Below are 16,287 nucleotides of genomic sequence, written 5' to 3'. Positions count from 1 at the left end.
CGGCTACAAGATGAGCTACAACGCGTTATTCCGCGCCCAACGCTCCTCCTACTATTTCCAGGACCTTCTCCTCAGAGAACGGCTTGACGATATAAGCAGAAGCGCCGCTTTCCAGTGCTTCATTCACGATAACCTCCTGGCCCACGGCGCTGCACATCACCACTTTTACGTCGGGGTCATTCTCACGAATGCCTTTGAGCACATCCAGGCCGGTATTATCGGGCAGAATTACGTCGAGGGTGATAAGGTCGGGCTTAGTAGAAGCAGCCAGTTCAATAGCCTGCTGGCCATTGGCAGCCTCGCCTACTACCTCATAGCCGGCATCGGTGAGCACATTCTTGAGCATCGTACGCATGTAAAAAGAGTCATCGACGATGAGGATGCGGTTTTTCATAAGAGGCATTTCAAAAATCCGGAAGGAGAGCAAAAAGGAATTTAAAGCTGCACGTTGTACGGCAGCCATCAGGCAAAGATGCTCAGGAAGACTGCAACTGCATGATTTCCGAGGGAGTGAGCAGCTTTAGCATATCAAGCACAATGATGATACGTCCATCTACCTTGGCAATTCCCTCGATGTACTTGTCATTGATGTTGATGTCCTGGATGAATTCAGGAGCCTTTTCAATGATGGAAATAGGAATCGACAACGGTTGCGGCACCTCACGTACCACTATGCCAATGGTGTAATCTTTGGCTTCAATGGCTAGCGTATACGAGGTAGTGGGTAGCTCCTGCCCCGCAGGCCGCAGGCCGAAACGCTCTTCCAGATCTACAATGGCAATGATGTCGCCGCGCAGGTTGGCAATGCCTTTGATAAAAGGGGGCGTTTTGGGCATGCGGGCCACTTCGGGTGTCACCGTCACTTCCTTCACTTGCTCGATGCGCAGGCCGTATTCCTCTTCCCCAAGCCGAAATACAATCAATTGAATGATGGCGTCGGGCTTAGTGCTTTTTTTGTCGTTAGGTTGTTCTGCGTCAGCCATTCACTGGACCTTATTGAAACCTGAGATATAAGACTGAGAAGCTGAGTTGTTGGAGGCCGCTAGTTATTTCGCTTTCGCCTTGGCACGCGCCTTGGCCGGCTTTTCAGCCGGGGCTGAAGTTGCTTTTCCATTGCTGTTAGCAGCAGAAGCCGTGGCTACTTTCTCATCGTCGGAACTGCGGCGGGCAGCTCGGCGGTTACGTTGCGCTTCGGCTTGGTCAGCGTTGGTGTGCTTGCGCGCCGGAGTTGGGGCTTCCGGCGTTGGCCGGACGTCGCCGCGGCGAGTAGCTACTACAGGACGGGCGGCTACGGCGCGAGCATGGGCTGCATCGGTTGCGGCGTTGGTGCGGCGGGTGCTGGCCCGGTCGCGCTCCGGCGTAGCGGAAACTGGCTGAGGCTGCGCGACCGGACGGCGAGCTACCCGGCGCGTCCGAATTGGCTCCGGCTCGGGCTCGGGCTCCATTTCCTCCAGCAGTTGGAAGTTGGAGAGGCCGAGCTGCAAGTCGTCGGCAATGTCAGTCAGGCGCTGGCTCGATACCGTCAGCTCATACATCGAGCTGGATAGACCCTTGGCCGTACCTGCCACTTGCTGGGTGCCAGTAGCCGTTTGCTCGGCAATGGCTACCACTTCCTCCACGTACTTCACTACGTCGCCAATCGAGGTTTTCTGAATCTCGGTGGCCGTAAGAATGTCGCGGGAGGTGCGTAGAGTTTCGCCGCTGCTGGTCGCAATGTTCTTAAAGGCAGAGCTAGCCTCGAAGGTGGCGTTCTTGCCTTTCAGTACTCGGCCTTCCATGGTGGAAATAGCGCTGGCCGCACTGGTGGTGTCCTTCTTCACGTCGTCAACCAGCGTACCGATTTCCGAAGCCGAACGACGGGAACCCTCGGCTAGCTTGCGTATTTCTTCGGCTACTACAGCGAAACCACGGCCTGCTTCCCCGGCGCGGGCTGCTTCGATGGCGGCGTTCAGAGCCAGCAGGTTGGTTTGGGAAGCAATGTCGGTGATAACTGCCAGCGTTTTGCTGATATCCTGCGAACGGTTGGACAGTACTTCGATGGTGCGGGCCGTTTGAGCTGCTGCCGCCGAAATTTCCTCCATGTTCTTTACCACCTCGGCTACCGTTTTCAAACCGAGCTGCGAGGTTTGCTCGCCAAGAATAGCGGCCTTGATACCAACGTCGGCTTTGCCAGCCGTTTCCTTGGTGGCCTGCATGATTTCCTCGATTAGCTTGAAAGCCTGGTCAGTTTTGAGGGCCTGGTTTTGCGCACCTTCGGCCATCTGCTGCATGGCCAGTGCCACGTCAACTGTTACGCGGCTCATCTCCTGCCCTTTGGCCGCCATTTCCTCCGACGACGTGCCCACCACCTGCGACGATTCATTGATTTCCGCCAGCAGATCGTTCAGGTTGTCTACGGCCAGGTTCAACGCATCAGCCATGGCTTGGATATCCCCGGCCGTTTGAATTTCCACTTGCTGCGTCAGGTCACCTTCGGATATGGCCCGCACCACCCGGCTTACTTCTAGCACCGGCGAGGCAATGGATTCGAGGAGGTCGTTGAGGGTATCCACAATTTCCTTCCACGAGCCGCTTACGCCGCCTACGGTTGCCCGTTCGGTCAGTTTGCCTTCTACCCCAGCTACTTTGGCCACGCGGCTTACTTCCTGCGCCAAACGGTTCAGGTCGTCCACCATGCGGTTGATGGTGTCAGCTAGCTCGGCTACTTCGCCCTTAGCTTCCAGGGTCAGCTTCTGGGTCAGGTCACCTTGCGATACGCCGGTTACCACTTTGCCGATGCCTCGCACTTGCGTGGTGAGGTTGGCGGCCATAGTGTTTACGTTGTCGGTTAGGTCTTTCCAAACGCCGCTTACGTTCGGTACCTGAGCTTGGCCACCCAGGCGGCCTTCGGTACCTACTTCCTGCGCCACGCGGGTTACTTCGCCGGCGAAGATGTTGAGCGAATCCACCATGCGGTTGATGTTGTCTTTCAGGTCGAGCAGTTCGCCTTTCACATCCACCGATACTTTCTGGCTTAGGTCGCCGCGCGCTACGGCCGTGGTAACGTTAGCAATGTCGCGCACCTGGCTGGTAAGCGAGGCGGCCATGAAGTTTACGTTATCGGTCAGGTCTTTCCAGGTGCCCCGCACGTTTGGCACATCGGCCTGGCCGCCCAACTTTCCTTCGGTGCCTACTTCGCGGGCTACTCGGGTTACCTCGTCGCCGAAGGTATTGAGCGAGTCCACCATCTGGTTCAAGTTTTCCTTGAGTTGCAGCAGCTCACCGCGCACGTTAACAGTTACTTTCTGGCTCAAATCTCCTTTGGCCACGGCCGTGGCCACGTTGGCAATGTCGCGTACCTGAGAGGTCAGGTTCGAGGCCATGGTGTTCACGTTGTCGGTCAGGTCTTTCCAGGTGCCCATTACATTTGGCACGGATGCCTGGCCGCCCAAGATACCCTCGGTACCTACCTCCCGGGCCACGCGGGTTACCTCGCCAGCAAAGATGTTGAGCGAGTCCACCATCTGATTGAGGATGTTCTTCAAGTCGAAGATTTCTCCTTTCACATCCACCGTCATCTTTTGCGTCAGGTCGCCTTTGGCTACCGCGCTGGCCACGTTGGCAATGTCGCGCACCTGAGAGGTCAGGTTCGAGGCCATGAAGTTCACGTTGTCGGTCAAGTCTTTCCAGGTGCCGCTCACGCGGGGCACGGCTGCTTGACCGCCCAACTTACCCTCGGTGCCTACTTCGCGGGCCACGCGGGTTACTTCGTCGCCGAAGATGTTGAGCGAGTCCACCATCTGGTTGAGGATGTTCTTCAGCTCCAGGATTTCTCCTTTCACATCCACCGTCATTTTCTGGCTTAGGTCGCCGCGCGCTACGGCGGTAGCTACGTTGGCAATATCGCGCACCTGGCTCGTTAGGTTCGAGGCCATGTAGTTTACGTTGTGGGTGATGTCTTTCCACACCCCAGCCACATTCGGCACCGAAGCCTGACCACCCAGCTTACCCTCAGTGCCTACCTCCAGCGCCACGCGGGTTACTTCGCCGGCAAACAGGTTCAGGGAGTCCACCATCTGGTTCAGGTTCTGCTTCAAATCCAGCAGCTCCCCTTTCAGATCAACGGTAATTTTCTGTGTTAGGTCCCCTTTGGCAACTGCCGTGGCTACGTTGGCAATGTCTCGAACCTGCAAGGTTAGGTTCGAAGCCATGAAGTTCACATTATCGGTCAAATCCTTCCAGACACCGGCCACGTTCGGCACGGAGGCTTGGCCGCCGAGCTTTCCTTCCGTACCTACTTCCAAGGCCACGCGGGTTACCTCGCCGGCAAACAGGTTCAGGGAGTCCACCATCTGGTTCAGGTTCTGCTTTAAATCTAGCAGCTCGCCTTTCACGTCTACAGTCATCTTCTGGCTCAAGTCGCCTTTGGCTACCGCGCTAGCGACGTTGGCAATGTCACGTACCTGACTTGTCAGGTTCGAGGCCATGTAGTTTACGTTGTCAGTCAGGTCTTTCCACACCCCACCTACATTCGGCACCGAGGCCTGTCCGCCCAGCTTTCCTTCGGTGCCTACTTCCAAGGCTACGCGGGTTACTTCGTCGCCGAAGATGTTGAGCGAGTCCACCATTTGGTTGAGGATATTCTTCAAGTCGAAGATTTCCCCTTTCACATCCACCGTCATCTTCTGCGTCAAGTCGCCTTTAGCAACGGCATTCGCTACGTTGGCAATGTCTCGCACCTGAGAGGTCAGGTTCGAGGCCATGGTGTTTACATTGTCGGTCAGGTCTTTCCACACCCCGCCAACATTCGGCACGGAGGCTTGGCCCCCGAGTTTGCCTTCGGTACCTACCTCCTGCGCCACGCGGGTTACTTCGCCAGCAAACAGGTTGAGGTTGTCAATGGTCTTGTTGATGGTTTCGGCCATCACCTTGAAGTCGCCTGAGACCGGAATCTGGAAGGTTTCGTCGAGGTTGCCTTTGCTAATGTTCTTGAGCACCTTGCCTACTTCCAACACTGGTACGGCAATGCTATCTACAAGCCCGTTGATGTTGTTGATCATGTCGCGCCAGAAACCAGCGGCATTGTCGGCAGAAGCCCGGGCCTTCAGGTTGCCTTCCACCCCCGCTACCTTGGAAATGCGCGATACTTCGCCCCCTACCCCACCAATCATCTCCACCATGGAGTTGTAGGCTTCGGCTATTTCCGCAAAGATGTCGTCGGTTTGTTTGGTGAGCCGTACCGATACGTCTCCTTTTTTAAAGGCATCGAGGGCAAAGAGCACCCGATTCAACTGCTCGTTGACATAATTAGGGTTTTGAACAGCTTCGTTGGTGCGGCTGCTCCGTACGGTACCGCGTTTGCGCGTACTTTCTCCGTTTGAGGCCTCAGCAGGAAGCTGACTTGGCTCTAGAGAATCGGGAGCAACCACGGGATTAGCGCGGCGGGTGGAGGGGGTAGTATTCTTACCTGATGCCATAAAGTAGGAGTAGCGAGGCCCGTGGAAAGTAGGCGAAGCAAACGAGAACACGCCTAAAATGGCCTTTGCTCTACTTGGCAAAGGTAAGGAATAGACCCGTTTCGCCGTATAGGATTATGGGGTTAACCATTCGTAGAGCCGGAAAAGATTTTCGTGAACCAGTTTCGTTAAATCTGCTGTTGCCTATGTAGCGGCTCGTATAATTGGGAGTGCAACAGGGTTATTATGACTCTGGCAGTGGCACACCAGATTATTCCAGCATCTTTGCGGCAAAATTCAACTTCTTGCCCGCTGCCGCGTTTTCTACTAGAGTTCCTATCTAAGCTAGTTACCTACCGCTGCCACTACTACCACCCAATGGTCAAAAATCTAGTTATCGTCGAGTCGCCTGCCAAAGCCAAAACCATTGAAGGGTATTTGGGTAAGGACTATGTCGTTAAGTCATCTTTCGGTCACGTCCGCGACCTGCCGAAGGACAATAATGCCATTGATATTGCCAACGGCTTCAAGCCGACGTACGTAGTGTCGCCCGACAAGCGAGAGATAATCGCGCAGCTGAAAAAGCTGTCGAAGGAAGCGGAAACGGTGTGGCTAGCCAGTGACGATGACCGGGAGGGTGAGGCCATTTCGTGGCACTTGGCGGAAACGCTCAACCTGTCGGGCACCGATAAAACGCGGCGCATCGTATTTCGCGAAATCACCAAGACGGCCATTCTGAATGCCATTGCGACGCCTCGCGAAATCGACCTGAACTTGGTGAATGCACAGCAGGCTCGCCGCGTGCTCGACCGGTTGGTAGGTTTTGAACTTAGCCCCGTACTCTGGAAAAAGGTGAAAGCCGGCTTGTCGGCAGGCCGCGTGCAGAGCGTAGCTGTGCGCATTGTAGTGGAGCGCGAGCGGGAAATCAATCAGTTCAAAGTATCGTCTGCTTACCGCATTACGGCCCGCTTCGATGCGGGGCGCGGAGCAGTATTAGAAGCAGAGCTGCCAACCCGTTATAAGACCCGGGAAGAAGCAGAAGCTTTCTTAGCGCGGTGCGTAGGAGCCGATTACCGGATTGAAAACCTAGAAAAGAAACCCGGTAAGCGCAGTCCCGCGCCACCCTTTACTACCTCCACTCTGCAGCAGGAAGCGTCGCGCAAGCTTGGTTTCTCGGTTGCGCAGACCATGAGCGTAGCACAGAAACTGTATGAAGCCGGCAAAATCAGCTACATGCGGACTGACTCGGTGAACCTTTCACAAGATGCCCTAGAGGCAGCCAAGGTGGAAATCAGCCGCGCTTATGGCCCTGAGTACGCACAAACGCGCGTCTATAAAACTAAATCAGCCTCGGCGCAGGAAGCACACGAAGCTATTCGCCCAACCGACTTCGCGCTGGTGAAAGCCGGCTCCGACTCGCAAGAGCAGCGCCTCTACGACCTGATCCGGAAGCGGGCTATGGCCTCGCAGATGGCAGACGCTGTGATTGAGCGGACCGTAGCCAGCATTGGCATCAGTACGCAACCTGGGGTGTTGCTCACGGCTACCGGGGAAGTCATCACGTTTGAAGGCTTTCTGAAAGCATACGCTGAGAGCAAGGACGAAGAAGAGCAAGACGAAGCTGCCAACGCGGACTCGTCGTTTTCGCGTGGCTTGCCGCCCTTGAGCGTAGGCCAGCAATTGCCGTTGCAGCTATTGCGTGCGTTGGAACGCTTTGCGTCGCCTCCAGCTCGTTACACAGAAGCTTCTTTGGTGAAAAAGCTAGAGGAAATGGGTATTGGCCGTCCTTCCACCTATGCTCCTACCATTAGCACCATTCAGAAGCGTGGCTACGTGGAGAAGGACTCCCGCGAAGGCAAGGAGCGCAAGTTCCATGTGCTGACGTTGGATGGCAGCGAGGTGAAAACAGAGGTGAAAACGGAAACCTTCGGGGCCGACAAAGCCAAGCTTTTCCCCACGGATACTGCCATGGTAGTGAACGACTTCCTGGTGGAGCACTTCCCCGTGATTGTTGATTTTCAGTTCACTGCCAAGGTAGAAGACGAGTTCGACCAAATAGCCAACGGCCACGAGCAGTGGACGGACATGCTAGCTGGTTTCTATGGCACGTTCCACGCCACTGTGGAGCGCGGCCAAGACATTGAGCGCAGCACGCTTGGTAGCACCCGCGTTATTGGCGCGCACCCTGAAACAGGCCAGAAACTCACGGCCCGTCTCGGGCGCTATGGTCCTTATGTGCAAATTGAGCCGAAAGAAGGCGCGCCCGAAGGCGAGAAGGCAGTATACGCGAGCTTGCGCAAAGGCCAATTCATCGAGAACATCACGCTGGAAGAAGCCCTTGATTTATTTAAGCTGCCCCGCATTGTAGGGCAGTTTGAAGACAAAGACATGACGGCGGCTTTGGGTCGTTTCGGTCCTTACATCCGCCACGACAGCAAGTTTTACTCTCTCACCAAAGAGCAGGACCCGCATACCATCACGGCGACCGAAGCCATAGAGCTGATCGAAAACAAGCGTAAGACAGATGCCGAGCGCCTTATCAAGGAGTTTCCTGAAAACCCCGATGTGCAGGTGCTGAACGGTCGTTTTGGGCCGTACATCGTAGCGGGTAAGAAGAACGTGAAAATTCCGAAAGGAGAAGAGCCAGCTGGTCTCACGTTGGAGCGTTGCCTGGAACTAGCTGCCGCTACTCCGGATAAGCCCGCCAAAGGTGGCCGCTTCGCCAAGAAGGCTGCTCCCGCCGCAGATGCCGCTGAAACGGCTGACAAGCCAGCTAAGAAGAAGCCAGCTGCCACCGCAGCAAAGAAGCCTGCGGCGAAAAAGCCAGCAGCAAAAAAAGCACCTGGTACTACAGCCAAAAAGGCTACGGCAAAGGCGAAGTAACGCTTCAAGATTTCACTATTACCGGCCTGCTGAGTAATCGGCAGGCCGGTTTTTTTATGCGCATATAGGCACATCAACCCTATAAGAGCACTTCGAAACGTTGTCTTGTCTTGGAGTTAACTCAGAACGCCGTTCAGTTGCCTTATGTGAGAGGCACGAATGGAAGAGCATAGGCAGCAGGCTAACTCTGGGGGCCCCTCTTCTAATCACCTTGTAGATAGTATAGCGTCTATTTTATATGCTAAATCCTGCAAGCTGCCGTTATTGCGCCACGCATGCTTCTCCTGCTTGCGTGGCACGAGCTTTCAACACTTACTTATTGTATTCTTAGTGCGCTTTCTGCTCTTACCTACTTTGCTGTCTGCGGCCTTGATTTTTACACAAGGTCACTCATGTATCAATGACGACCCGCAAGCTAGTGTCCGCTCGCAACCATCGAACCAGTATCCGTGGCTGCCTGCTGGCACTTACACTATTAAGCGCAGTCTTGCCGCTCGATTTGCGGTACCGCCGGGTTGCCAGCGCGTAACGGTAGAGCCAGGTTCCTTCGGACAGTGGCTGCGCTATGTACCGTTGCTGCCCGCTGGCACGGCGGTGCATCTACACAACGGCCAGCTGAAAGAACCACAGACCGTTCATGCAGCTATATTGAACATAGATGTTGGCAGCCGGGACTTACAGCAATGCGCGGATGCTGTTATTCGGCTAAGAGGCGAGTACGAGTTTTCCAGAAAGCCCGACCACGTGCACTTCCACCTCACCAGCGGCGACGATATTCGGTTTGCGGATTGGTACAAAGGCCACGGTTTCCGCGTGGACGGTGACGAGGTACTACCCGCTCCTAAAGCCATAGAACAACCGACGCATGCTGTTTTCCGGCGTTACTTAGATCAAATTTTCACTTACGCTGGCACCTTATCCTTGGCACGCGAGCTAACCCCCACTCCCCTTGCCAACGTGCAGCCCGGCGACGTATTTATTCGGGGCGGCTCGCCGGGCCACGCCGTACTCGTGCTAGACGTAGCCGAGCACCTCCTTAGCGGTAAACGCTACGTGCTCCTAGCTCAAAGCTACATGCCCGCCCAGCAAATACACGTGTTGCGGGATGCAGCAGCTGCCGGAGGCGTATGGTTTGCCGTGATTCCTGCCCATGCGCGGTTTAACACGCCGGAATGGACGTTCAGCAAAGATGAATTACGGCGGTTCGATTAATGCGGCAGTAGGGCAACTCGCGTGCTATTTCGCGGGTTACATGTGGTGAATCTATGGTCTCAGCAGCAGATTTGCGCGCTTTAGTGCACCTATATCAGCAATACTATCATGGCTAACAGAAAGAAACTAGTGGCCCTCACGGGGGCAGGCATCAGTGCAGAAAGCGGCTTAGCCACTTTTCGGGGCTCCGACGGACTGTGGGAAGGACACCGGGTGGAAGACGTAGCTTCGCCGGAAGGCTGGGCCCGCAACCCCGAGCTGGTGCTCGACTTCTACAACCAGCGGCGCACAGCGGCCCGAGCCGCGCAGCCCAATGCGGGTCATTTGGCGCTGGTGGCGCTGGAGCAGGATTTCGACGTGGTTATCGTGACGCAAAACGTGGATGACTTGCACGAGCGGGCCGGTTCCTCTCATGTCATGCACCTGCACGGCAAGCTGTTTGAGTCGCGCAGTTCGTTGCATGAGGAACTGGTGTACCCAATGGATTCCGACCGAATTGAGCTGGGCGAGTTGTGCGAAAAGGGTCACCAGCTCCGCCCGAACATTGTGTGGTTTGGCGAGCAGGTGCCGCTGATGGAGCTGGCTATGGATGAGGCGGCCACGGCCGATATTTTCCTGGTGATTGGCACTTCCTTGCAAGTGTACCCAGCCGCTAATTTGGTGCATTATGCACCCAACACTTGCCCCATTTACGTCATTGACCCACACCAGCCGCCACTGCTACGCCGGCCGAACCTGCATTTCATCAGCGAGCCAGCTACTACGGGCGTACCGCGGGTAGCAGCGGAGTTACTGGCACAAAGCTGAATGGGCCTACCTCGCAAAATGGGTGGCGGCGCTACAATGCAAGTAGCCCAACCTCTGAAGCCTTGCCTGTAATCTATATATACAATAAACAATTTATATAAATTACGGGCAAGGCTTTTCTGCTTCACTACGCAGAAGCTGTTTGCCTTACTCACTTTTCTTACTTGATATTATGAAGCAATTTTTACCTGTTCTTGCCTTCACTGCACTATCAGCTAGTGCGCAGAGTGTGGCCCCCGCTGGTGGTGGCAGCTACCTGCCAACTCCCGGCGCGTGCCTCACTCCTACCCAGCATGCGCGCATTGATAGTATGCTGGACACTAACATCCGCACGCTTACCCAGCGTGGTATTCTGCCCGGCCCCGCCAACCGCCCTGCTACCGTGCCGCTCAGCTGGCCCCTGCGGCAAGCAGCTGGCTTCAGCTACAACAGCATCTATGGCATTTCCAACTTCGTTGACCGCAACGCCGCCTACCCCAATCAACTGCTGGACTGGAATTGTGGTACCCGCACCTACGATACGGCTGCGGGCTACAACCATGGGGGCCTTGACGTATTTCTGTGGCCTTTTGATATGAATATGATGGCCAGCGGGCAGGCTGAAATAGTAGCGGCCACCGCGGGGGTTATCATCGCCAAATCGGATGGTAATTTCGACATGAACTGCGCCTTCAACAGCGCCAACTGGAACGCCGTATACGTGCAGAACGCCGACGGATCGGTGTGTTGGTACGGGCATATGAAAAGCGGCTCGCTCACCACCAAAGCCGTGGGAGCTAGCGTTGCACAGGGCGAGTTTTTGGGAACTGTCGGTAGCTCGGGTAGTTCCACCGGTCCGCACCTGCACTTCGAGGTGCACGCCGCTAATGGCACCGTCATCGACCCTTACGCTGGTACATGTAGCCCAGGGGCAACCTCCTGGGCCACTCAGAAGCCCTATTATGAGCCCACCATCAACACCCTGATGACCCACTCGGCGCCGCCAGTACTTGCTACGTGCCCGGCTCCTCACACGCCCAACACCAGCAGCAACTTTGCGCCCGGTGCGCGCATATATTTGGCGGCCTACTACCACGACCAGCAGGCGGGCCAGCTGACCACCTATACCGTTTACCGGCCTGATAATACCGTATTTGCCACTTGGACGCATAGCATCACTCCTGCTCACTATGCTGCTTCTTACTGGTACTGGAACTACGTGCTGCCCACGAATGCTCCCGTTGGCAACTGGCGGTTTACGGCAACGTTTCAGGGCAGTACAGTCACGCAAAATTTCACAGTTGGCATCCCTTCGGCTACGGCGGCAGCCAGCCGGCAAGCAGCCTTTACGCTGTACCCTAATCCGGCACGGCGGCAGGTTACCCTAGAGCTGGCAGCTCCTCCGGTCGCCGGCGCGGTGGTTGTCCGCAACCAGTTGGGGCAGGTTGTCAGCCAACGGCTGCTTACAACCCACAAGCTTGAACTGGCATTACCCGAAGTACCAGGCTTATACCTAGTTACGTTGCCCACAACTTATGGCCCCGTTACACAAAAGCTATTAGTAGAGTAGTGTTTCCTTCTGTATTAAAATTATGGCTTCTGTTTTCGGGCATACAGCGCTTGGCGCAACGTTGGGTGTACTCCTGCTTCCCGAACGACGCCACTGGCGCTGGTGGGTGGTGGCGGCAGCCTGCGCCTTCCTGCCCGATGCGGACGTTGTCGGGTTTAAATTTCAGGTTCCGTATGCCGGCTTGTGGGGGCACCGTGGCCTGACCCACTCCTTTCTCGCTGCTGCTGTAGTGGCTTCTCTGCTGACGAGCTTGTATGGTATGCGGCGCCCTGCCACTGCTCCGTCACTCGGGCGGCTATGGGTGCTGTTGTTTCTAGCTACCGCGTCGCATGGTATACTGGATGCCATGACGACGGGCGGCCTAGGGGTAGCATTTTTCAGCCCGTTCAACGTGCAGCGCTACTTCTTCGGTTTTCGCCCTATTCAGGTATCTCCTATTGGCATTCGCAATTTTGCCGGCGAACGGGCATTGCGCGTCTTGAGTAGCGAAGTAGTTTGGGTGGGCCTGCCCTGCTTGCTGCTGTTGTTATTGAACAGAAGCGTGAGGCCTTGGCGCCAACCTTTAGGGCGCTGATGAGGTTAAAAGAGGCAAATTAAATTAAGATTAAACTTTTTGCCTGAATCCTGCTCCGCAGGCACCCAGTTCATTTCGTATGCATTCACACCTACGCTGGCTGCTGCTGGCTGCTCTTGGCCTCAATACGGCACTTTCAGCGCAAGCTCAGTCCGTTCAGCAGGCCACTCACACAGTTTACCTGCTCGGCAACACGGCCACTGCCGACCTACCAACGGCTCATCTGCAAGCCCTCCGTAAGAGTTTGGAACAACAGGCCGGCACCTTCACCGTGGTTCACCTCGGCGACGTAGTAGGGCCCGCCGGTCTAGGCTCCAAACAGGATTCAACGCGCAGCAACGAAACGGCCCGCGTTGATGCCCTGCTAGCCTTGGTACGCGGCTTGCCGAATGGCCGAATCTACTTCGTGCCCGGCGACCGGGACTGGGCCAATTCCGGCCGCGACGGGTTGAAGCGGGTGCGCCGCCTGGAAGAGTACATTGAAAAGCGGCTGCCTGGTCAAAATGCCTTCGTGCCTACGGGTGGCTGCCCGGGTCCTGAAGTAGTGGACGTGGCCCCCAACGTGCGCCTCGTGGCTCTCAACACGCCATGGTTCACCCATCCGTTCCACCGCCCCGAAGCCCCGGATACGGATTGCAAAACTCTTACCCAGCAGGAATTCCGGGAGCAACTCCAAGACCTGCTCGACGACACCAAAGACAAGAACGTGCTGCTCCTGGGGCATCAGCCCGTCATCAGCAACGGCGTATACGGGGGCAGCCAGCCCTTGAGCCGCCACTTGCTACCGCCGGTATTTGGAACCATTTACGCGGCGTATCGCCAGAACGTGGGCACCCCGCGCGACCTCGCTTACCCCGCCTACCAGGAGTACAGCAAGGAATTGCTGAACACCCTGCGCGACCATCCCGGCGCTGTGTACGCCGCCGCCCACGACTACAGCTTGCAACTCAACCGCCGCGACAACAACTACCACCTCGTATCGGGCTCTTTCGCTGAGAAGCAGCACGTCGGACCGGGCGGGCAGGCATTGTACAACAAGGCAGAAGAAGGGTTTTCCAAGCTGGAATATTTCGCTGATGGCACGGTAAAGGCGCGCTTCTACTCTTTCGATGCGGCAGGCACCACAGTGCAGGAGTCGTATGCTAGCACGCTGTTCCAATCGGCCTGCCAGGAACCGCGCCTACCAGGTGTGCCCGTCAACTCCTACATTCCGGAGTGCCCTACGGCCGTGAAAGGAGTAGCCCAGGTTAAGCCGGATTCGCCGTTTCAACCCACCCAAACGGTGGCAGCGGGGCCACAATATGCCGGTTCAGGCTCGGCTCGTTTTTTTCTGGGTCCTGGCTACCGCAGCTCCTGGACGCAGCCGGTGCAGGTACGCACCCTCAACCTAGATGCCGAGAAGGGCGGGTTACGGCCCTTTGGGCGAGGCGGCGGACGCCAGACCACTTCGCTTAAGGTCATTGCCGCCGACTCTTCGGAATACGTGTTTCGCTCCGTGGACAAGGACGTAACCAAGATTCTGCCGCCCGAGCTGCAAAACTCGGTGGCCGCCGATATCCTGCGCGGTATCACCCCCACGGCGCACCCCTACTCGGCGTTGGTTATCAGTTCGATGCTCGACAAAACCGACATCCTGCACGCCCGGCCGAGCTTGTTTGTATTGCCCGACAACAATCAGCTTGGCCCCTACCGCCAAGACTACGCCGGGATGTTGGGGACCCTAGAAGACAGCCCCAAAGACCCCAAAGCCAACCTAGCAGGTTTCGGGGGTGCCGACGAGGTACGGCGTTCTTTCAGCTTTTTCCGGCAGCTCTACAAAGACAACGACAACCGCATTGACGATGTAGCGTTTGGCAGAGCCCGTGCTTTCGACATGCTGGTGGCCGACTTCGGCAAGCACGAAGACAACTGGAAGTGGGCTGGCTACAAGCAGGGCAAGAAAACCATCTACAAACCCATACCCCGCGACCGGGACCAGGCCTTCACGCTCTGGAACGGGCTGCTGACGTACCTGGCCAACCGCGAGTGGGCTGTAGGCAGCATCGAAGATTTTCAAGCCAACTTCCACGACCTCAAGAGCCTGAACTGGCCAGCCAAAGACCTAGACCGTTTTCTACTTCAGTCTCTGACGCGGGAGCAATGGCAAGAAATAGGGCGCTATATGCAGGAGCGACTCACGCCGGCCGCCATTGATGAGGCCACTGCCCAACTGCCGCAAGAACTGATGCCACTATCCGGCAACGACCTGAACCGCAAGCTCAAGGCGCGCATCCAGGAGCTACCGAAGGTCTTGGATAACTACTACCTCATGCTGGCCAAGCGCGTGGACGTGGTGGGCTCCAACAAGAACGAGGTGTTCGAGGTAACGCGCCTAGCTGATGGCAACGTGCGGGTGCAGATGTTCAAGAAAGACAAGGAAGAAGGCACGGCCAAAGGCGACCCGCTGTTTGACCGCACCTTCAAGCGCGACGAAACCCAGGAAGTGTGCCTGTACGGCCTCGATGGCAAAGACGTGTTCAACGTGACAGGCACGGCCAATAAGAGCATTTTACTACGCGTGGTGGGGGGCGAAGGCAAAGACCAGATTGCCGACAACTCACGCGCTGGTGGCTTGCGTGCCCTAACCAAGGTGTACGATGTGCCCGACACCCAATTGCAGCTGGGCTCCGAGAGTGACAACCGTACTTCCACCCGCCCCGACGTTAACCGCTACGACCGAGAATCTTTCGAATACAACGGCTACTCCCCCAGCGCCACCCTCATCTACAACAGAAACGACGGTTTTGGGGCCGGTGTGGGCGTCACTTTCGACCGACAAGGCTTCCGTAAGCCCAACTACCGCAGCCAGTACAGCTTCAACCTGCGCGGCTCCACGGGCGGCAACTTCCAGGTGGGGCTAGCTTCTCGCTACCGTTACGCCTTCGGCCGTTGGGATGTAGGTACCGCCTTGGATTATGGGGCGTACTTCCCGTTCTACAACTTCTTTGGCCTCGGCAACGACACCAAGAAAGACGAAGGCCTGTTCAATGACAACTACTACCGCGCCCGCTACAAAGGATACACGGTAAATGTATTCACGGAGCGCACCTTCTTGCAGCGCAGCGTATTCCGCGTTGGGCCTTCGTTCGAGCAATACACCTCCGACTTTTCCAGCACCAGCTATCTGGGGCAGCTTCAAAACGGCCAACTACCCGGCACCGACGACCGACAGCCCAACACCAGCAAACAGCAGCTACTGGGCCTGAACGGCACCTTTGACCTGGATTTGCGCGACCGGCAGAACTTCGCCCGACGCGGGGTGCGCTTGTTCGCTCGCCATAGCTCCTACTACCAGCTCAACCAAGGCCAGCAGTTTTTTGGTCTCACGCAAGGATTTGCCGAATACTACGGCACGACTCGCCTCGGCATCCCGGTTACGCTGGTAGTGAAAGGCGGCGGCGGCAAAAACTACGGCCCCGACGATGAAATTCCATTCTACAAGTTCACTAGCCTGGGCCTCAACGAGAACCTACGCGGCTATTACCGCAACCGCTTCACCGGCGACGCGAGCCTGTATCTGAATACGGAACTCCGGCTGGCTATAGGCCGCGTCCAGAAAGCGTTCCTGCCCTTTTCCTACGGCGTGTTCGGCTTCTACGACCGGGGCCGCGTGTACTACAAAGGTTCCTCGCCGGGCGGCTGGCACGACGGCTACGGCGCAGGCTTCTACCTTGCCCCCGTCTCCGACCAGTATGCTTTGTCTTTCTCCTACCAACAGTCGCCTGAAAATGGGCTGATTCGTTTTGGAGTTGGTTTCAGGATAGACAACTAGGTTAACCAACGGGCCG

9 protein-coding genes are annotated in these 16,287 nt (G+C 56.4%); 6 read left to right on the top strand and 3 right to left on the bottom strand.

Translation table 11 applies throughout. The features are described from left to right. Positions 1–25: 25 nt before the first annotated feature. From MTX78_RS09625 to MTX78_RS09615, 3 genes are all read right to left on the bottom strand, one after another. The gene (locus MTX78_RS09625; RefSeq protein ID WP_243802078.1) at positions 26–394 is read right to left on the bottom strand and encodes a response regulator; all 369 of its coding nucleotides are present in this window, start codon (positions 392–394) and stop codon (positions 26–28) included. Between the two features lie 82 nt (positions 395–476). Next, the gene (locus tag MTX78_RS09620; protein WP_243802077.1) at positions 477–983 is read right to left on the bottom strand and encodes a chemotaxis protein CheW; all 507 of its coding nucleotides are present in this window, start codon (positions 981–983) and stop codon (positions 477–479) included. A 63-nt stretch (positions 984–1,046) separates the two neighbouring features. Continuing rightward, positions 1,047–5,456, bottom strand: a complete 4,410-nt coding sequence (locus MTX78_RS09615; protein WP_243802076.1) for a HAMP domain-containing protein — start codon at positions 5,454–5,456, stop codon at positions 1,047–1,049. Positions 5,457–5,813: 357 nt separating this feature from the next. Here MTX78_RS09615 and topA point away from each other — a divergent pair, with 357 nt between their 5' ends. From topA to MTX78_RS09585, 6 genes are all read left to right on the top strand, one after another. Beyond that, positions 5,814–8,318 (top strand): type I DNA topoisomerase, encoded by a 2,505-nt coding sequence (topA, locus tag MTX78_RS09610; protein ID WP_243802075.1) that lies wholly within the window; start codon positions 5,814–5,816, stop codon positions 8,316–8,318. 369 nt (positions 8,319–8,687) lie between these two features. Then, a complete protein-coding gene (locus MTX78_RS09605; protein WP_243802074.1) occupies positions 8,688–9,530 on the top strand; it encodes a DUF4846 domain-containing protein in 843 nt (280 codons plus the stop codon). A 108-nt stretch (positions 9,531–9,638) separates the two neighbouring features. Then, on the top strand, positions 9,639–10,337 hold the full coding sequence (locus tag MTX78_RS09600) for an SIR2 family NAD-dependent protein deacylase (protein ID WP_243802073.1): 699 nt from the start codon (positions 9,639–9,641) through the stop codon (positions 10,335–10,337). 172 nt (positions 10,338–10,509) lie between these two features. Next, positions 10,510–11,886 (top strand): peptidoglycan DD-metalloendopeptidase family protein, encoded by a 1,377-nt coding sequence (locus MTX78_RS09595; protein ID WP_243802072.1) that lies wholly within the window; start codon positions 10,510–10,512, stop codon positions 11,884–11,886. A gap of 22 nt (positions 11,887–11,908) precedes the next feature. Beyond that, positions 11,909–12,460, top strand: coding sequence for a metal-dependent hydrolase (locus MTX78_RS09590; RefSeq protein ID WP_243802071.1), 552 nt, complete (start codon positions 11,909–11,911; stop codon positions 12,458–12,460). 79 nt (positions 12,461–12,539) lie between these two features. Continuing rightward, complete coding sequence (locus MTX78_RS09585) at positions 12,540–16,271, top strand: outer membrane protein assembly factor (RefSeq protein WP_243802069.1); 3,732 nt, start codon at positions 12,540–12,542, stop codon at positions 16,269–16,271. Positions 16,272–16,287 lie beyond the last annotated feature (16 nt).

It is taken from the genome of Hymenobacter tibetensis (assembly GCF_022827545.1).
GTDB lineage: Bacteria > Bacteroidota > Bacteroidia > Cytophagales > Hymenobacteraceae > Hymenobacter > Hymenobacter tibetensis.
The sequence above is the reverse complement of the archived record's forward strand: the minus strand, read 5'-3'. Positions and strand labels throughout refer to the sequence as shown.